This window comes from Bacillus cereus group sp. MYBKT111-2 (assembly GCF_051915205.1).
GTDB classification, from domain to species: domain Bacteria; phylum Bacillota; class Bacilli; order Bacillales; family Bacillaceae_G; genus Bacillus_A; species Bacillus_A paranthracis.
Map to the genome: position 1 here is coordinate 21,208 of NZ_JBQAEG010000002.1, position 18,909 is coordinate 40,116.

Genomic DNA, 18,909 nt, shown 5'->3' on the forward strand with positions numbered 1-18,909 from the left:
TGAAAATAGGAGTCTTTTTGTTGTATTATTTTTTCCTTTTCTTTAAATCCTTCTGATACATGTAAAGCTTATGAATTTCATCCTTAAATTCCTGCAAAAGTACGATGTTTTCCTCATTTGAATAACGCACAGTATTATAAGCATTAATAATAATATGACTCTGAATATTTACATCTTCTTCACTATTTATTCTATCTAACCATGCCTCAATAGTTTCTCCTCGATTTCTATTTAAAGGGGGAGTTAACTTACTTTCAAGCTTAAAAATCTCTTTTCGAATTTCGTTATGTGGCGGTTTGTTTCGTTTCAAACGTTTTTGGCTCATTCCTTCTTTATCAGTGATGATAGTAGATTCAAAGACAGGTATATTTGGTAAACTGAATTGTTTTCGTTTTTTTATTATTTTCCAAACGACATAAATAGCAATGAGTGTACAAACTAATATGGTAATGCTATTTATAAGAGTTGGATCAAAAGAACGTGGCTCCAAATCATCCTTAATTGTAGGATCTTTTAGATTTCCTTTATTCGACCAAAAATCATCTGTTTCTTTTAACACGGCTGCTGAAAATAATGGATTGATAGCGTATCCGAACCCTAATGCAACTGCTTCTATGATAAATGAAAAAACAAGCCGAATGAAAGGAAACACTTGAATAAGTACTATACTCATTACACCAATCGTAATAATAGAAGCGAAACGTAATAACTGTTGATTACGATTTGCTCCAGTTAACCAAAATGTAATCATAATGTGTATAACTAATAGTAATAGTTTCCCGAGTGGTGGAAAAGGCGCATAAAATATAGCTGAAACACCAAACCAAACAATACCACCTAACGATTTTTGAACTGGGTATCCTGGTCCGACTACATGTACGATAAAGAAGAAAAGTGGTAACATAATTGTGCCAAATAGAGAGAAAGGGAGAAAGATAGAACAACCGATTATTTGAGTCATTAACAGTATGACAAATCCAGTCGTTTTTTTCTTCATTAATTTATGAATAAGAAATACGGCAATATAGCTCGTTGCTAAAAATATAGTAATAGCTATAAGTTCGTCCCTTTCTGTTAATAACGAAAGGAGGAGCAGCAGAATAAAGTCATTAACGTGATAGAGCCAAGTTTTCAAGCTTTTCCACCATCCCTTCGTTATTTATGAGAAACGTAGGTTGCGATAGAAGAGAGAGGTCATTCTTCTGCAAGCCAATGTAAATCATTGTAGACGATCGTTCTCCTTTTCTATTTGTATAATGGAGAAATCCTTGTTTCGGAATTAGTGTGCTATCGTCTGAAATACGTGCCAATTCCTCTAAAGCTTTTGCGTAATGTGTTTGTCCTTCATTTAATGGTAAGTGCAGAGGGCCACCTTCAGCTAATACACTAATAAATAATTCAAACGGTATTTGATGCTTCGTAGCATATTGACAAATGTATGTTGCAAATGAAATAAGGTCTTCTATATTATCTTTCCAACCAAACCCGCGATCAGCAGCTAATGAAAGACAAATTGTCCAACTATAATTTTTAACAGGTTCATATTGCTTTGCTTGTAATTCCTGCATTTTGGCAGATGCTTTCCAATGAATGGAACGGAAAGACTCACGTTCGTACCGTTTCACACCGATAATAGATGTTTCATCATTGTAAAAAGAAAAATTCGTTCGATAAGATCCATTTAAAAGTTGCTGAAGTTCTTGCAAACCTGCTACTTCTTTAGGTGATGGATACACAATAATTTCAGTTCTTAATTTATCAAATACAGGTAAATGTACAGATAATAAATGAAAAGGATCTTTCAAAACACATTCGAACTGTTCAATTTGAAACACGCCACGCTTCGTTGCAGTTAATGATAAATCCCATTTTTGCGCTGAATGAGCAGGTTGTGAAAATGGGAAAGAGAATAGTGTTTTTGATATTTGTTCAATTCCTTGATCTTTATTCGGTAGTAGGGACGGGGCTAAATGAAAATAACAAACACCGTTAACGAGTGGTATGTTTGCTCCGTTTTTTAAATGAATAAAAAATTGTCCAGATTCATTAGGAAATAAACGAGTTGTTTGTTTCTCGTTTAGCACTTGAAACTGTTTTTCTATATATGCGACATATTTATAAATGAAAATCGCAAATAAATAGTAGAAGAAAAAGAAAAACATAATGATTCGTTGCGGCATAAAAAATGTAAATAGTATCGCGCCTGGAACAGATAGTTGAATAATATGAAGTTGAAAAAATAAAGGTACAGTTACAACGCGCTGTCCATTCATGTTTGCTCAATCTCCACTGGTACGTCAACCTCTTTTAAAATCTTTTGCATCATTTCATTTTTTGTCGTACGTAATGCACCTTCCATTGATAAGACGATACGGTGATTCCAAACAGAAGGAACTAACAATTGTATATCTTCTGGTGTGCAATATTCTCTCCCGCGTAAAAAGGCTAAAGCTTGAACAGCACGTACTAAAGCTAGTGTGGCACGTGGACTTACACCGTTAGCGATATAATCATGATTTCTTGTAGCATGAGCAAGTTTAATAATGTAATGTTCTAACGGTTCTGATACGAAAATCTCTTTTACTCGTTTCTGTGCCTCTAAAATATCATCTAAAGTAATAACAGATGTGACACTTTCTAGTGGTGCATCGTTACGAAAACGTCGCATCATTTGTAGTTCATCTTCAGAATTCGGATAACCTATAGAAATTGTCATTAAAAAGCGATCAAGCTGTGCATCTGGAAGAGGGAACGTTCCTTGTGATTCAATTGGATTTTGCGTCGCAATAACAAAGAACGGTTTTGGAAGAGGAGTTGACTGCTTTTCAAGCGTCACTTGTCGTTCTTCCATCGCTTCTAATAAACTAGACTGTGTTCTCGGCATTGCACGGTTAATTTCATCTGCCAGTAGAATGTTTGCCACGACTGGTCCGAGTCTTAACTCGAATTCGCTCGTTTTCGGATTGAAATATTCAATACCTGTCACATCACTCGGAAGTACATCCGGTGTAAATTGAACGCGAGAAAAATTACCACCAATACTTTTTGAAAGTGTTTTCGCAAGTAACGTTTTCCCAGTACCAGGTACATCCTCAAGAAGCACATGTCCGTCAGCAAGCAAGGAAACAATTAATAGATCTATAACATTTTCTTTACCTACAAAAACTGATCCTATATTTTCCTTCAATTTATTTATCATATGTATCATTCCTTTCAAAATATAAACGGATATTTCTATATTTTAACAAATTATTCAGAAAATTTATATGATTTTTCAATTCAAAGAAATAAATATTCAATTATTAAATTATACTCTTGCATATTTTAGAGTGTGAATATATAATATCGGTATACGATGTATCGCAAGTCGATATATCATGAGGCGATGTATCGGAGGTGGTTATAATGAATACGAAAGCGAGAAAATATATTCCGTTAACTGAGGCGACATATTACATACTGTTATCACTAGTGAAACCAATGCACGGTTATGGAATTATGCAAATGGTAGAAGAGATGACAAATGGAGAAGTAAAGCTCGGTCCTGGAACTTTATACGGGAATACGACGAAGTTATTAAAAGAGAAATTAATTGTTGAAGTTGCCTCAACAGATAGAAAGAAGTGCTATGAGTTAACGCCACTTGGTAAAGAAGTATTAGAGCTAGAGTATAACAGGTTGCAGAGATCTGTAAGGAATGGAAATAGTATATTAGGGGAGTGAATGAGAGATGGAGACAAAAAGGGTATTTAAGTTTTTTACGGCATGGAATTTAGAAAAAGAAGAAGCTTTTTTACGAAAGATGCATCAGCAAGGTTGGGCATTACAAAAATATAATTTAATGTATACGTTTCAGAAAACGGAGCCAAAAGATGTAATATACAAAGCTGATTTTAGATTGGTTTATAGAGATTCGAAAGAACAACAACAAGAGTATTTCGAAATATACGAAATGTCAGGTTGGAAACGCGTAACAAGTTTCACAAGCTGGAATTATTTTTGTAAAGAAGTAGAAGAGGTAAATGAATTGCCTGATATTTACTCAGAAAAGGAGACGAGAATACAAAAACTAAATCAGTTATTAGTATTCTTTGTTATTATGTTAGCAACTATATTACCATCAATGTACAATCTATTTATAAGCCCGATGGAATCAAAAGTGCCAATGTGGGCGAAAGCTATGACGGGTCTTACAGGTTGTATGTGGATATACTTCTTTATAAGACTCACTTGGAAAATTAAGAAATTAAAAAGTGAAATATTATAATAAAAAGTGGAGTTTAAAAGAAGTTGATTTTGTAAAGAGGTAATTGTGTGATATGGGAATCAACTTCTTTTGTTTCTATATAATCGTATTTTTGCTCACTCTTTTTTATATAATAAAAATCTATATGAAGGCACAAAATTAACAATATCAAAGCCGCAATACCCTAAAAATAATAAATGAAGAAAAAGATTCATATTGAGGATCAAAAAATAAAAGATGACTAAAAAGATGTGAGGTGTAACTTATAATAAGGAAGAAACACGTTTTTTATTAAAGTATAAAACGAAAAAATCCCTTATAGAAAAATCTATTTCTACAAGGGATAATCATGTTTTTATTAGAAAGACTGATTTTGCGCAGGTTTAATAAATTGTTCAGGATTTTCAACGAGTCCGCATACAGCACATTGGACGCGATAAGTAGGTCCTTGATAAGCCATATGAAAAGCATTCATCGTTTCATTTGTGTATTCTTCTTCTACTTGACCAGTTTGTGGATTTAACTTAACGGGTTTTACTTGTTGCTCAAGAATATTAAAGCGAGTGCGGTTCGTTTTACAACTTGGACATAGCATTGGTTCCATATGTATACACCTCCATTTGTAGCATTTCTTAAACTCATTAATTTTATGCAAGCAAAAAAACTTTCTCAATATAAATAGGTGTTTAATGTATTTAAAATTCAGAAAAAATAAAATATAATAAGAGTACGAACTGGTTATGTCCAAACCAAATCTCCTGTTTTATGCCAATAAGCTGGGAGGCCGAGAAATCGGCCTCATTTTTTTGTGCTCGTTACTATAGGAAACAAGGTTTTTATGAGACTTTTGTCGAAATTTTAGGGATGGATATAAAGGGGGATTAATAATGGATTTGAAGATGAAGTACATCATTTTATATGTAGAAAAGTTTGAGGAATGTTTAAAATTCTATAAAGATATTTTACAGTTGCCTATAAAAGCAGAGCACGGTACATATATTGAATTTAATACGGGATCTACAATATTAGCAATGAATACGCGGCAAGATGTAAAAGAATTAACAGGATTACCACTTACAGAAGGCGAGTTACAATCTTCTCATTTTGAATTAGGATTCGTTGTTGAAAATGTAGAAGAAACGATTGAGCAATTTAGAGAACAAGGTATTACGATTTTAGTTGAACCAATTGTAAAGCCGTGGGGGCAAACCATTGCATATATTGCTGATCCAGATGGGAATTATATTGAAATTTGCAGTTCATTAGAATAGAAGGAGAAAAAGTGATGGGGTTTCCGAAACTAGAAACAGAACGTTTACAATTAAGAGAATTAACGCTGTTAGATACAGAAACGATGTTCCATTATTTTTCAAAAGAATCTGTTATACGTTATTTCGGAATGGATTCTTTCGAAAATATTGAGCAAGCGAAAACAACGATTCAAACGTTTAAAAATCGTTATGAAGAGGGAAGTGTATTTCGCTGGGGAATAGAGAAAAAGGGGACGGGCCAATTAATCGGAACGTGCGGTTTTCATTTAATTAACCATCATCATAAGCGAGCTGAAATTGGTTATGAATTAGACGATACATATTGGGGACAAGGGTACGCATCGGAAGCGTTACAGGCGATTTTAGCTTACGGGTTTGAAACGTTGCAACTTATAAGAATTGCTGCTGTCGTATATGTAGAAAATAAAGCTTCTCAAAAATTATTAAGTAAAGCAGGATTTCAAGAAGAAGGATTACTTCGAAAACATATGATTCAAAATGGAGTTGCGCATGATACGATTTTATATTCTTTATTAAAAGAAGAGTGGAAGAAGTAATGAGTACAAACGAGCTTATAAATATTATGAAGAAGCATAAAGAAAATAGGTTCATTCTAGGTATTGATGGACTAAGTCGATCGGGTAAAACAACATTTGTAACAAACTTAAAAGAAAATATGAAACAAGAAAGTATTCCGTTTCATATTTTTCATATTGATGATCATATAGTGGAGCGTAATAAACGCTATGATACTGGCTATGAAGAATGGTATGAGTATTATTATTTGCAATGGGATATTGAGTGGCTTCGGCAAAAGTTTTTTCAAAAGTTACAAAATGAAACGAGACTGAAATTACCGTTCTATAATGATGAGGTAGACTCATGTGAAATGAAGAAAGTACAGATTCCCATAGTAGGCGTAATTGTAATTGAAGGTGTTTTTCTACAGCGAAAAGAATGGAGAGATTTCTTTCATTATATGGTGTACTTGGATTGTCCAAGAGAGACAAGATTTCTACGCGAGAGTAAGAAAACACAGAAAAACCTTTCAAAGTTTGAGAATAGGTATTGGAAAGCAGAGGATTATTACTTAGAAACGGAATTGCCGAAGGATTGGGCGGATTTAATCATCAAATGATTTGAAAATAGAAGGTGGGCATAATGAATATTTTATGGGATTTTGATGGTACGTTATTTGATACGTATCCAGTTTATACAAAACTTCTTTCTGAAATATTAGGTGATACAGTAGATAAACAAGAAATATACAAAAACTTAAAAACATCCTATTCTCATGCAATTCAGTATTATAATATTTCATGCGAACAGGAAGAACAGGTTAAAATTTTGAAGGGGAAAATCACTCCAAAAGATATGAAACCTTTTGGAGGTGTTGAAGAGATTTTGAAATATGCGGATAAAAATGTGATTATGACTCATAAACATAGGGCGGGGGTTATGGAAATTTTAGAATATTACGGCTGGTACAAATACTTCGTCGACATGGTTACAATTGACGATGGATTCCCCCGAAAACCGAATTCGTTAGCTTATGATCATCTGCATAAAAAGCATAATATTGATTTAGCTATTGGAGACAGGGAGTTAGATTTAATACCTGCAAAAGAGTTAGGTATTTCAACATGTATGTTTCAAGGGAGTTGTGATGTAGCAGATTATTCTTTATCGTATTACTCGGAATTTTTTCAGGTAGTGATTGATAGAGAGTTTTTTTAAAAAATAAGTGATTATTAAAGACTGTATCTTTCCATTTGAAGATACAGTCTTAATTTTTTAGAGTATTGCATCTTTATTTTCTATACACTTCAATACGTTCGTTCTCCCATGTATTCAACAAGCTTTCTATATGTACCAATTGCCATGGATTAAAAAATGATTGTCCATTTTTATTAAAGAAATAGCCGCCGCCTAGATGAAAAGAGGCATGTAGTACTTTGTTCTTTTCATTTTTCCAAACAAGGATATCGCTAGGTTGTAAAGAATCGATAGAAGCTGATTTTAATCGATACTGTTTTATTTGTAAACCTTTTAGAAAGCTATTATCATGTACCCATTTCGTAATAATCCATTTTGCCTCAGATTTTTCACTACAAATACTCGCTAAAGTAGCTGCAAGACAATTTGCTCCGTTTACACTTGAAAAACTATTAAAATAGGGAGCGATATGGGGGAAACTATTTTCGAATTTTTTGATTTGCTCTTTACTTAATGAAGTTTGATAAACAAATTGTTTTGTTAATAAAAGTAAAAATTTATATTGAAACTCTTTATGTAAGTTATCCCATAGTGATTTTTGCATACTTATATAACGCTTCGAATCATATGTAAATGAATAAGGAGATACATGTTGTAATATGGCCGTTTTACTTGAAGGAGATGGTATATCCTCTAGTACACATTCAATCATATCCCATTCATAAATAGAGCCTCTATTAACTTCAAATTGAATTCGGAAAATACTTTCGCGTGTTTCTTTGTCCCATTGCATAATCAAACTAGGGTTTGCTACACAAACAAATTGAATGTCCTTATGAATATTCCATACTTGATAACTATTTCTGCTATTAATATTGTTAAAAATGGTATGGTTAGAAAATTCCTCTTTAGGCAGTAGTAAAGTATTAGAAGTGAAATGCTTTACTACTGCTCCATACTTTTTAGGGAAAAAGAATAAATCATATTCAGGTAGAAATTGTTTAATCCATTTATTTAGTATATTTATTTCGATTTGTATACTATTCATTAAAAATCACCTCTAATCTATATTCTATACTAGTACTTTAAATGCCTTTTTAATATATAGAAAAAGCGATATTAATTATCATTGGATATGAAAATATAGGGAATATTATTCAGTATTTGTAAGTAGTCATGTTATTCTAATAATAGATTTCAATAAAGCGAGTGATTACATGAGTATTTTCATTTTAGAAGACGATGTCATACAAGCACAGCAAATGAAGCGGCTAGTTGAAGAGATTTGTGAGAAGTATAGGTTGCCTTTTGATTTTATTGAGGTGACTAGTAAAAGTGAGAATATTATTACTAATATTCCGAAGGCGAAGTATGTCCCAATCTATTTTTTAGATATAGAGATTAAAAGGGAAGAGCGTAAAGGGTTACAAGTAGCACAAGAGATACGAAAGTATGATACGCAAGGAATTATCGTGTTTGTAACGACGCATTCTGAATTTGCACCTATTTCATATCAATACATGGTATCAGCTTTAACTTTTATTGATAAAGGGTTGCCATACGAGGAGAGATATAAAGTTTTTGAACAATGTTTACTTCAATATGAAGCAAGAAATAAGCATATTATTCCGTCGGATGACTTTATCGTTGCAAATAGTAATGCCACTGTGCGGGTTCCATTTTATGAAGTTGAATATGTTATGACTGATGAACCGCACCGGTTAGCATTAGTGACGTTAGATCGAATCGTTTATTTTTATGGAGCATTAAAGGAGATAGAAATAATAGATGAACGTTTATTTCGTTGCCATCAGTCATATATCGTGAATACGAAGCAAATGTCTTCTTACGATGCGAAACAAAAAATGATAGTTTTAAAAAGCGGGAAACGCATTCCAGTGTCACGGCGTTTAGTGAGTAAAGTACGTAACATGTTAAAGGGTGAGATGTAATGTATATTTATGATTTATTTGCAATACTGCTTACTAGTATGTGTCATACGTTTTTATATATACAATTAATCCGATACAATAGATTGTCAGTTAGAATGTTAATAGCTTTAAGTACGGTATTCATTATTTTACTTGCTATTGTCGTAACAGTAACGAGATATCCAGAATTGAATAGTACGATTGTGTTATTTTTAATAAGTTTAGGATTAATGCAAAATGAATTGAAATTTAAGCATAATTTATATTTTGCACTGGTGAGTATGGTGGTTATAACGTTAGTGAAAATGTTGCTATTAGATTTAGGGATGAAAATCTTTATGTTAACGCCATTCAATTTATATTTATGGACAGGTAGTATTATTCATCTTATCGTATCAATCCTTACTTTTATCGGTATTTTAGTAGCGCGAAAAAGAATTCAAAAAATCGCTCAATATATAGTAAGTAGTCCGTTATACTATGTAACTTATATATTATTAATGATCGGGTTTATTATTGAACTAATTTTAACTCAGCCGTCAACTGAGTTTTTAGCAAAAATAAATCAACAATACAGTGAAGTAAGTTATAATTCAGCGATTATTATTTTTTTATTATTACTAATCATCGTACTAATAAGCTCACATTTATCGAAAGAAAAGTTACGAGAAGAGCATGAAAAACGTTTAGATAAAGAGTTATTAGATTATGTGGAAAAATTAGAGGATATGCATGATGAGCTTGCTAGTTTTCGTCATGATTATATGAATGTATTACTATCGTTAGAAGAAGGAATACGTACAAAAAATGTGAAAGAAATTGAGCAAGTGTACTACGATGTTATTGCTCCCACATTAAAAACAATAAATGATCATGAACTTGATATCGCAAAATTATCTCGCATACAAATTCCTGAAGTAAGAAGCGTATTAAGAGCAAAAGTTAGCACTGCTCAGCAGCAACAAATAAAAGTAATGCTTGATATACCAGAGAACATTGAAAGTGTTTCGATGACGATTATTTCATTTATTCGTATCATTTCAGTTTTAGTAGATAATGCAATTGAGGAAGCAGTATGTAGTGAGGAAAAGATATTACAAATCGCATTCTTTGAAATGGATTCACGACAATATTTTATCGTGCGTAATAGTTCAAAGGGGGAAGCGATTGATTTACAAAAAATTTATGAGAAAAACCATTCAAGTAAAGAAGGTGCTAGAGGGTACGGGCTATTTTCGTTAAAACGAATCATAAATAAAACAAATAATGCGACGTTAGAAACAACTTATGTAAGTCCTTATTTCACACAAACATTTATATTAAATGAGATGAAATGACCATCTATGATGAAAAGGAAACCGAATAAGAAATAACTACATACTTTCTTCACTCAATTTTATACACTTCAAGTAAGAGGTGAAGCGAGATGAATGGTCTTATTTTTACAACAATGATTAGCTTTGGTTTACCGCTTATAGCACTTTTATATGCTTTTTGGAAGAAACGCTATATTCCATATATGTTAGGTATATTGGCTTTTGTTGTATCACAAATATTGATTCGCATACCAATATTAAATTATTTAAATGAAACTAGCACAGATTTTCAAATGTTTTCTGTTATGCAGCCTATACTATTTGCAGTTTTGCTTAGTATATCAGCTGGAATTTTTGAAGAGATAGCTCGTTTTATCGCAATGCGTTATTTTATGAAGCAACGAGATTGGCAGTCTGGTTTTTTATTTGGAGCAGGGCATGGTGGTATTGAGGCGGTGTTGATAGTCGGTATCCCAGTAATATCCCTATTATTATCACAAACAGTCATTCAAAATGGTGACAGTTATTATCTCGGTGGTATTGAACGCATCTTTGCGATGGTATTGCATGTTGGGCTTTCTTTCATTGTATTGCAAGCTGTTGTCCAAAAGAAATTTCGTTATGTTGTATATGCAATTCTCATCCATGGGACTGTAAATGCATTAGCTGGCATTATATCGCTATATGTGCCAGGGAAAAGCGGGATTATTATGTCAGAAGTTTCAATAGCAATTTTTGCGTTACTCACTTTTAGTTATAGTTTCATTTTAAAAAGAAAGGGTGTATGAAAATGAGAAGAATGTTACTTATTATTATAAGTGCTATCGCGGCGTTCGCGCTCGCAGCATGTACCGGTAATAAAGTAGATGAAAGTACGTCAAAAAAGTTTATTCCAAAGGCGGAAGAAATTGTATCATTATTAAATGAGGCAAAGTATAAAGACGTGCGTGAAAAATTTGATAGTAAAATGAAAGCTGCATTGTCAGAAGAAAGGATGAAAGATCTTACACCTATAATAGAGAAAGCTGGTACATTTGAAAAAATTGAAAAACAATCGATTGAAGAAAAAGATGGCTTATATACTGTTATTCTTGTAGCAAAATATAGTAAAGAACAACGGACATTCATTATAACTTATAATGATAAAGAAGAAATAGCGGGTTTAGTTATTAAATAAAAAAGAGATACAGTGGAAGTTTCCGCTGTATCTCTTTTTTGTTTTAACCAAATTATGGTTATTTGTGCTAATATGAACTTATAGCTATATAGAAGGGGTGAGTTAGTATGAAAACTGAACTAGTTCCTAAAAAGAAGTACAGTATAATAAGCTACATATGTTTACTCATCGGTATTTTATGTTTTCTGTTCGTTTTTATAACGCCAACAAGGATAGCGAATGCAGGTAATATAGTGGGAGATTATATTACAGTTGCCCTGACAGTTGCAGGTATCATACTTTCTATCATTACAATGACGAAAAAAACAGAGAAGAAGGGGATTGCTATTCTTTCATTCATATTGTCCTCATCATTTTTTATATTTTGGATTATCGCAATTATCTTATTGTTTACTGGTCAAATTAGTTTTGCGCCGTAATGTGCAGTAAAAAGAGTCCTTCTCATATGAAGGACTCTTTTTATTCGCTTTCTTCCGGTTGATATTCTAAAATATCTCCAGGTTGGCATTCTAATGCTTTACATATTGCTTCTAAAGTTGAAAAACGGACTGCTTTTGCTTTTCCATTTTTCAAGATCGAAAGGTTAGCCATTGTAATTCCAACCTTCTCCGAAAGCTCTGTTACACTCATTTTTCTTTTCGCTAACATTACATCAATATTAATAATAATTGCCATATTATTCACCTCAGACCGTTAAATCATTTTCTGATTTTATATCTATCGCATCTTTTAATAGTCTTTGGAGTACGGCAGCAAAGACCGCGATTACCATTGAAGCAAAAATTATAATCATTCCAATAATAATAATGCCAGGGGCGTCATCTCTCTCTGCCACAAGATAGAAAAGTGGCATACCTAATACATATAATACACTAATTGCTAGTGCACTGTACTTAATATTTTTTAAAGCTTTAACAGACAACTCTGAGAATGCGTTGTTTTTATCAATATAGTTTAAAAGCTTAAATGTTTGGTACAGTGCGAAGTAATAAGGTATTGCTGTCGCGTATAAATTGATAAATACAAGATATTTAATATATGCCATTTCGGGATATAATTCAGCAGCGAAATTCCCTATTTTAGGGACTAAAAAAATGCACATAGCAAGAACAGGGATACCCATTAGAATCACAGCTGTCTTTAAGAAAAGTGTTGATCCTTGTTTCATAAAAAGCACCTCATTTATTTAATATCTTATTAATTTACCATGAAATTTATTGTTTAACAATAAATTTTTATTTATTTTAATTGGAGATTTGTTGTTAAGCAAGTTAATGATGGGAAATCTTCTTTATAAGATAGATGAACTATACCGACATGTAATAAATGAGAAAGTTACTATTGTTAGCTTTATAAGAATTGGGAACTAATAAAACATATATAGGTTGTGAAAAGTAAAACGAAACCAGAACTTTGTATGTAAATGAATGCGAAACAAATGGAGGCGCAATAATGTCGGAGTTAGCTTTAAAGATGAAGAGATTACTGTTAGTAGGAACAATCATACTAAGTATGTTATGTACTGAAAGTTTGATGAATTATCATACAGTGGAAGCTAAAGTGAAAAAAGTAGAACGGAAGCCTAAAAATGTAATCATAATGGTTATGGACGGAACAAGTTCTACAGCAACCACATTAGCTCGCTTGTATAAAGGGAAACCACTTGCATTAGATGAAATTGTAACAGGAGGAGTTCGTACATATTCGGCGGAATCAGCTATAACAGACTCAGCTCCAGCAGCTACAGCTTTAGCGACGGGGAATAAATCGAATTCAGGATATGTAGGGGTATTACCTACTATTGTGAGTTCACCTGGCTTAAAATCAATAAAAGAAGAGGACAAATTACGTCCAGTTGCCAATGTTTTAGAAGGTGCGAAACGTACTGGTCGCGCAACTGGAATTGTTGCTACAGCTGAAATTCAGCATGCTACTCCTGCTGGATTCTCCGCTCATCATGTGAATCGTAACAATTTCGAAGTGCTCGCGGAGCAACAAGTATATCAAAATATAGATGTCGTATTAGGCGGGGGAAAAGCAGCACTTCTACCTGAGACAGATAGTGGGATTCGAAAAGATGGTGAAGATTTAGTAAAAGTGATTCAAAATAAAGGCTACGACTTTATTGAAACGAAAGAGGCATTATTGAAATCTAAATCTAATAAAATTTGGGGCTCTTTCTCACATAATGCCTTAGCATTTGATATGGATCGTGAAGCAACAAACCCAGAGCAACCAACGCTTTCGCAAATGACGGAAAAAGCAATTGAAACGTTATCAAAAGATAAAGACGGATTCTTTTTATTTGTGGAGGGAAGCAAGCCAGACTGGGCAGCTCATGTGAATGATCCAATTGGGATGATTAGTGATGTATTGGCATTTGATAATGCAGTTGCAGAAGCATTAAGATTTGCAAAAAAAGATGGTAATACGATGCTAATAGCCGTAGCGGACCATGGTAATAGCGGTATTTCTATTGGGAATATGAATACGACAAAAGGATATAATACTACGCCGGTCTCTGCGTACATTTATCCATTGAAAAAAGCGAAGATGACACTTGAAGGGACTATCAATAATTTGAAATCTGATCTATCCAATGTAGAAGAGGTAGCTAAATTATACGGGTTGGACAATTTAACTTATGATGAAAAAGAAAGGTTAAAAGTGGTTAAAAAGAAAATAGACGTAGGTCCAATTTTCACTACATTATTGGCTAACCGTGCGAACATAGGCTTTACAACAGGAGGTCATACTGGTGAGGATGTATTTTTATATTCATACGGCCCTCAAAAGCCAGTTGGTTTGATTCAAAACACGGACGTTGCAAAGACAATAGCGAAAGCGATGGGCTTTAATTTAGAAGAAGTAACAAACAAATTATTTGTAGAGAGTGAATTAGCCTTTAAGCAGAATGGTGCAACTGTAACAATAGATAAAACTGATGTAGCGAATCCTGTACTCATAGTAAAACATAATAATGTAACAGCTCAATTATTTGTTAACAAAAATATAATTCGTATTAAGAATAAAGATTATGAACTAGGAAGTGTTGTTGTAGAAAGCAATGGTAAGTTCTATGTACCAGAAGAAGCAAGTCGTTTATTCATAAAGCATTCTCGTTAAAAAAATGCCAATTCCTTAGCTACTACTTAGGAATTGGCATTTTTGTATAGATGAGATTTCATTCGGAAAAACGAGGAAAGAGAACCACAAATTCTAGAGTGAACTTCCTGTGAATTTACCTATTTTATGTTTTTCATCCTAGAAAAAATATTTCTCAACATTTTAGTGCTTTAAAAAGATTGAATATTCGTATTATAACGAATATTATATTGCTATCGGCAAAAATCGATAATTTGCAGACACTGGGGAGGAAATACATTGAGAAAGAAAAAGAAATTAAAACCTTTAGCGGTATTAACAACAGCAGCAGTGCTAAGTAGTACGTTTGCTTTTGGAAGTCATGCAGCGTATGCTGATACGCCACCATCTCTACCAATTGATGAGCATTTAATACCAGAGGAACGCTTGGCAGAAGCGCTGAAGCAACGGGGAGTAATCGATCAATCTGCATCACAAGCTGAGACATCAAAGGCTGTCGAAAAATATGTTGAGAAAAAGAAAGGGGAAAACCCTGGAAAAGAAATCTTGACAGGAGATAATCTTACGCAAGAAGCTTCAGATTTTATGAAAAAAGTAAAAGATGCAAAAATGAAGGGAAATGAACAAGCGCAGCAGCCCGAAGTAGGACCAGTAGCTGGGCAAGGTCCAGGATTGAACCCAGGAAAATTAAATGGAAAAGTACCGACTACACCAGCGAAGCAAGCTGAGTACAATGGGGCTGTTCGAAAAGATAAAGTACTTGTATTACTCGTAGAATTTAGCGATTTTAAGCATAATAATATCGATCAAGAACCGGGGTATATGTATTCTAAGGACTTTAATCGTGAACATTATCAAAAAATGTTATTTGGTGATGAGCCATTTACGTTATTTGATGGATCGAAGATTAATACATTTAAACAATATTATGAAGAACAATCTGGCGGAAGCTACACAGTTGATGGAACTGTAACAGAATGGCTTACTGTTCCAGGAAAAGCTTCAGATTATGGTGCTGATGCGGGAACTGGTCATGACAACAAAGGTCCTTTAGGCCCAAAAGATTTTGTGAAAGAAGCATTGAAAGCAGCAGTAGCAAAAGGTATCAATTTAGCAGATTATGACCAATTTGATCAATACGATCAAGATGGTGATGGAAATAAAAATGAGCCAGATGGAATCATCGATCATTTAATGGTAGTACATGCAGGCGTGGGTCAAGAAGCTGGCGGTGGTAAATTGAAAGATGATGCAATTTGGTCTCATCGTTCAAAACTAGGGTCGAAGCCATATGCGATTGATGGTACAAAATCTTCTGTTTCGAACTGGGGCGGAAAGATGGCTGCATACGATTATACAATCGAGCCAGAAGACGGAGCGGTTGGTGTATTTGCACATGAGTATGGTCATGATTTAGGCTTGCCAGATGAATACGATACAAAGTATTCAGGACAAGGTGAACCAGTTGAATCATGGTCTCTAATGAGTGGCGGTAGCTGGGCTGGAAAAATTGCAGGTACAGAGCCAACAAGTTTCTCACCGCAAAATAAAGAGTTTTTCCAAAAAAATATGAAGGGGAACTGGGCGAATATTGTTGAGGTAGATTATGATAAACTTCGCACGGGAATCGGTACTGCAACGTATTTAGATCAAAGTGTGACAAAATCAAAACGACCAGGAATCATTCGTGTTAACTTGCCGGATAAAGATATAAAAAATATTGAGTCAGCATTTGGTAAGAAGTTTTATTACAGCACGAAAGGAAATGATATTCATACAACACTTGAGACACCAGTATTTGACTTAACGACTGCAACGGATGCCAAGTTCGATTATAAGGCATTTTACGAACTGGAAGCGAAGTATGATTTCCTTGACGTATATGCGATTGCAGAAGATGGAACGAAGACACGCATTGATCGAATGGGCGAAAAAGATGTAAAAGGCGGTATAGATACAACGGATGGTAAGTGGATTGATAAATCATATGATTTAAATCAATTCAAAGGAAAGAAAGTAAAACTGCAATTTGAGTATGTAACAGATATTGCAGTAGCATATAAAGGATTTGCGTTAGACAATGCAGCATTAACTGTAGATGGAAAAGTTGTTTTCTCTGATGACGCAGAAGGCCAGCCAGCAATGACATTAAAAGGATTTACTGTGTCTAACGGATTTGAACAGAAGAAACATAACTACTATATCGAGTGGCGTAATTACGCTGGGTCTGATACTGCATTACAATATGCACGTGGTCCAGTATTTAATACAGGAATGGTTGTATGGTATGCGGATCAAAGCTTTACAGATAACTGGGTAGGCGTTCATCCAGGTGAAGGGTTCCTTGGAGTAGTAGATTCTCATCCAGAGGCAATCGTAGGAACATTAAACGGACAACCTACTGTGAAGAGCAGTACACGTTATCAAATTGCCGATGCGGCATTCTCATTTGATCAAACGCCAGCATGGAAAGTAAATTCACCAACTCGCGGTATCTTTGACTATAAAGGATTACCAGGAGTTGCAAAATTTGATGATTCTAAGCAATACATCAACAGCGTTATTCCAGATGCGGGACGTAAGTTACCTAAACTAGGATTGAAGTTTGAAGTAGTAGGTCAAGCTGAAGACAAGTCTGCAGGTGCAGTTTGGATCCATCGATAAAATAAAATGAAATGAAGAGGAGCTGCCATAAGCCGGTGAAACTGACTTATGGCAGCTCTTTTCTGCTTGTGAAAAATTTGTAGAAGTTCATTTTATAAATAAAACGCTCCATTTGTCCAATTATAGCGCTATTTGGGGAGTAAGTAATTTGTAAGTATTGAGTAAGAAAAAAGAGATTTTTATAGTATATAATATTTATTACATCTACTTTTAACACCTGATACTAATAGTATGCTATAATATGAATTAGCAACAAAAAGGAAAGGAATTAGTAAAATGACATTAGAAAATACTAAAAATTTAAAAAAACAAGTTGCTCCATATGAAAAATCAACAATTAAAAAAAGTGTGTGGCAACTTATTAACACAGTCGTGCCATTTGTTGTTTTATGGTATCTCGCTTATAAAAGTTTGTCTGTTTCTTATCTGTTAGCATTAGTTCCATCTTTGTTAGCTGCTGGTTTTATGACGCGAATTTTCATAATTTTTCATGATTGTACCCATTATTCATTCTTTAAAAGTCGACGTGCAAATAGAATAGTAGGTACATGTATGGGTGTGTTAACGTTATTCCCATTTGATCAATGGGGGCATGAGCATGCGATTCATCACGCTACAAGTGGTAATCTAGATAAGCGAGGTACAGGAGATATTTGGACGCTTACAGTCGATGAATATGTAGCTGCACCATTTAGACTTCGTTTAGCATATCGTTTATATCGCAATCCATTCGTTATGTTTGGATTAGGTCCGATTTATGTTTTCTTGCTTAAAAATAGATTTAACCGAAAAGGTGCAAGACAGAAAGAACGTATGAATACGTATTTGACGAATATTATAATCGTTGCTGTAGTAGCTATACTTTGCTGGGCAATAGGATGGCAATCGTTTCTATTAGTACATGGTACGATATTCTTAATTGCAGGTTCAGTAGGGATTTGGCTGTTTTACGTACAGCACACTTTTGAGGATTCTTATTTTGAAGAGGATAAAGATTGGGAATATGTAAAAGCGGCAGTAGAAGGAAGTTCATTTTATAAACTTCCAAAAATCTTGCAATTCTTAACTGGTAATATTGGATTCCATCATGTTCACCATTTAAGCCCAAGAGTACCTAACTATAAACTAGAAGAGGCACACAATAATACGCTTCCTTTAAAAAATGTACCAACAATTACACTTGCTACAAGCTTACAATCACTACGTTTCCGTCTTTGGGATGAGAAAAGTAACAATTTTGTTAGCTTTAAAGATGTAAAAAATATAATTAAAAATAATGTTTCTGTTCGGGTGAAATCGGAACTATAATTTCATCGTATATAAAACTCCCCTTAATCATTTTCGATTTAAGGGGAGTTTTTGTTATATATAACGGATATTGAGGACGTGGAATACTCATATGTAGGTATAAATCCAAGAATATGATAATCATATTATATAAATAAGATAAAACATCATTATTTTTTATTATTGTGAAGGATAT

21 protein-coding genes are annotated in these 18,909 nt (G+C 33.7%); 14 read left to right on the forward strand and 7 right to left on the reverse strand.

Annotated elements, in window-relative coordinates:
• Positions 1-25 precede the first annotated feature (25 nt).
• From ACTFNE_RS05250 to ACTFNE_RS05260, 3 genes are read right to left on the reverse strand one after another with little or no spacing between them, the layout of a single operon-like run.
• Complete coding sequence (locus ACTFNE_RS05250; protein ID WP_046199284.1) at positions 26-1,135, reverse strand: DUF4018 domain-containing protein; 1,110 nt, start codon at positions 1,133-1,135, stop codon at positions 26-28.
• Positions 1,110-2,273, reverse strand: coding sequence for a DUF58 domain-containing protein (locus ACTFNE_RS05255; protein WP_046199283.1), 1,164 nt, complete (start codon positions 2,271-2,273; stop codon positions 1,110-1,112). Before ACTFNE_RS05255 ends, ACTFNE_RS05250 begins: the two co-directional genes overlap by 26 nt.
• The gene (locus ACTFNE_RS05260) at positions 2,270-3,199 is read right to left on the reverse strand and encodes an AAA family ATPase (protein WP_046199282.1); all 930 of its coding nucleotides are present in this window, start codon (positions 3,197-3,199) and stop codon (positions 2,270-2,272) included. The genes ACTFNE_RS05255 and ACTFNE_RS05260 overlap by 4 nt, the downstream gene beginning before the upstream one ends.
• A 206-nt stretch (positions 3,200-3,405) precedes the next feature.
• Between ACTFNE_RS05260 and ACTFNE_RS05265 the strand changes: the two genes are divergently transcribed.
• Both ACTFNE_RS05265 and ACTFNE_RS05270 read left to right on the forward strand, forming a co-directional pair.
• Complete coding sequence (locus tag ACTFNE_RS05265; RefSeq protein ID WP_001092642.1) at positions 3,406-3,723, forward strand: PadR family transcriptional regulator; 318 nt, start codon at positions 3,406-3,408, stop codon at positions 3,721-3,723.
• 7 nt (positions 3,724-3,730) lie between these two features.
• Positions 3,731-4,267 (forward strand): DUF2812 domain-containing protein, encoded by a 537-nt coding sequence (locus ACTFNE_RS05270; protein ID WP_000448686.1) that lies wholly within the window; start codon positions 3,731-3,733, stop codon positions 4,265-4,267.
• Between the two features lie 337 nt (positions 4,268-4,604).
• On the opposite strand, the gene ACTFNE_RS05275 is transcribed toward ACTFNE_RS05270, so the two are convergent.
• The gene (locus tag ACTFNE_RS05275; protein ID WP_000433609.1) at positions 4,605-4,850 is read right to left on the reverse strand and encodes a hypothetical protein; all 246 of its coding nucleotides are present in this window, start codon (positions 4,848-4,850) and stop codon (positions 4,605-4,607) included.
• A gap of 283 nt (positions 4,851-5,133) precedes the next feature.
• Between ACTFNE_RS05275 and ACTFNE_RS05280 the strand changes: the two genes are divergently transcribed.
• Genes ACTFNE_RS05280 through ACTFNE_RS05295 form a run of 4 tightly spaced genes read left to right on the forward strand, consistent with a single transcriptional unit; the run spans position 5,134 to position 7,254 of the window.
• Positions 5,134-5,517 (forward strand): VOC family protein, encoded by a 384-nt coding sequence (locus ACTFNE_RS05280; protein ID WP_270705850.1) that lies wholly within the window; start codon positions 5,134-5,136, stop codon positions 5,515-5,517.
• Between the two features lie 14 nt (positions 5,518-5,531).
• Positions 5,532-6,074 carry a GNAT family N-acetyltransferase gene (locus tag ACTFNE_RS05285; RefSeq protein WP_000506674.1) on the forward strand — a complete coding sequence of 181 codons (543 nt, stop codon included), beginning with the start codon at positions 5,532-5,534 and terminating at the stop codon, positions 6,072-6,074.
• Entirely contained in the window at positions 6,074-6,655 is a 582-nt protein-coding gene (locus ACTFNE_RS05290; protein ID WP_270705847.1) for a kinase, read from the forward strand. The genes ACTFNE_RS05285 and ACTFNE_RS05290 overlap by 1 nt, the downstream gene beginning before the upstream one ends.
• A gap of 23 nt (positions 6,656-6,678) precedes the next feature.
• On the forward strand, positions 6,679-7,254 hold the full coding sequence (locus tag ACTFNE_RS05295; RefSeq protein ID WP_046199279.1) for an HAD-IA family hydrolase: 576 nt from the start codon (positions 6,679-6,681) through the stop codon (positions 7,252-7,254).
• A gap of 73 nt (positions 7,255-7,327) precedes the next feature.
• Here the strand turns inward: ACTFNE_RS05295 and ACTFNE_RS05300 are convergent, their stop codons facing one another.
• Entirely contained in the window at positions 7,328-8,281 is a 954-nt protein-coding gene (locus ACTFNE_RS05300) for a hypothetical protein (RefSeq protein WP_270705846.1), read from the reverse strand.
• Between the two features lie 169 nt (positions 8,282-8,450).
• Here ACTFNE_RS05300 and ACTFNE_RS05305 point away from each other — a divergent pair, with 169 nt between their 5' ends.
• The 5 genes from ACTFNE_RS05305 to ACTFNE_RS05325 all read left to right on the forward strand — a co-directional run bounded on the left by ACTFNE_RS05305 (position 8,451) and on the right by ACTFNE_RS05325 (position 12,076).
• Positions 8,451-9,185, forward strand: coding sequence for a response regulator transcription factor (locus ACTFNE_RS05305; protein WP_270705845.1), 735 nt, complete (start codon positions 8,451-8,453; stop codon positions 9,183-9,185).
• A complete protein-coding gene (locus ACTFNE_RS05310) occupies positions 9,185-10,501 on the forward strand; it encodes a GHKL domain-containing protein (protein WP_270705844.1) in 1,317 nt (438 codons plus the stop codon). Before ACTFNE_RS05305 ends, ACTFNE_RS05310 begins: the two co-directional genes overlap by 1 nt.
• Before the next feature lie 89 nt (positions 10,502-10,590).
• Complete coding sequence (locus ACTFNE_RS05315) at positions 10,591-11,268, forward strand: YhfC family glutamic-type intramembrane protease (RefSeq protein ID WP_270705843.1); 678 nt, start codon at positions 10,591-10,593, stop codon at positions 11,266-11,268.
• A 2-nt stretch (positions 11,269-11,270) separates the two neighbouring features.
• Positions 11,271-11,657 (forward strand): DUF3887 domain-containing protein, encoded by a 387-nt coding sequence (locus tag ACTFNE_RS05320; protein WP_270705842.1) that lies wholly within the window; start codon positions 11,271-11,273, stop codon positions 11,655-11,657.
• Positions 11,658-11,764: 107 nt separating this feature from the next.
• Positions 11,765-12,076, forward strand: coding sequence for a hypothetical protein (locus ACTFNE_RS05325; protein ID WP_000845971.1), 312 nt, complete (start codon positions 11,765-11,767; stop codon positions 12,074-12,076).
• 40 nt (positions 12,077-12,116) lie between these two features.
• Here ACTFNE_RS05325 and ACTFNE_RS05330 read toward each other — a convergent pair whose 3' ends face one another.
• Both ACTFNE_RS05330 and ACTFNE_RS05335 read right to left on the reverse strand, forming a co-directional pair.
• A complete protein-coding gene (locus ACTFNE_RS05330) occupies positions 12,117-12,332 on the reverse strand; it encodes a helix-turn-helix domain-containing protein (RefSeq protein WP_000974621.1) in 216 nt (71 codons plus the stop codon).
• Positions 12,333-12,342: 10 nt separating this feature from the next.
• A complete protein-coding gene (locus tag ACTFNE_RS05335; RefSeq protein ID WP_000809102.1) occupies positions 12,343-12,825 on the reverse strand; it encodes a DUF2975 domain-containing protein in 483 nt (160 codons plus the stop codon).
• Between the two features lie 284 nt (positions 12,826-13,109).
• Between ACTFNE_RS05335 and ACTFNE_RS05340 the strand changes: the two genes are divergently transcribed.
• The 3 genes from ACTFNE_RS05340 (at position 13,110) to ACTFNE_RS05350 (ending at position 18,734) form a co-directional block, all read left to right on the forward strand.
• The gene (locus ACTFNE_RS05340; protein WP_270705841.1) at positions 13,110-14,783 is read left to right on the forward strand and encodes an alkaline phosphatase; all 1,674 of its coding nucleotides are present in this window, start codon (positions 13,110-13,112) and stop codon (positions 14,781-14,783) included.
• A gap of 258 nt (positions 14,784-15,041) precedes the next feature.
• Positions 15,042-17,426, forward strand: a complete 2,385-nt coding sequence (locus ACTFNE_RS05345; protein WP_270705840.1) for an immune inhibitor A domain-containing protein — start codon at positions 15,042-15,044, stop codon at positions 17,424-17,426.
• A 276-nt stretch (positions 17,427-17,702) separates the two neighbouring features.
• Positions 17,703-18,734: a fatty acid desaturase gene (locus ACTFNE_RS05350; RefSeq protein ID WP_000171516.1), complete on the forward strand. Its 1,032-nt coding sequence runs from the start codon at positions 17,703-17,705 to the stop codon at positions 18,732-18,734.
• Positions 18,735-18,909 lie beyond the last annotated feature (175 nt).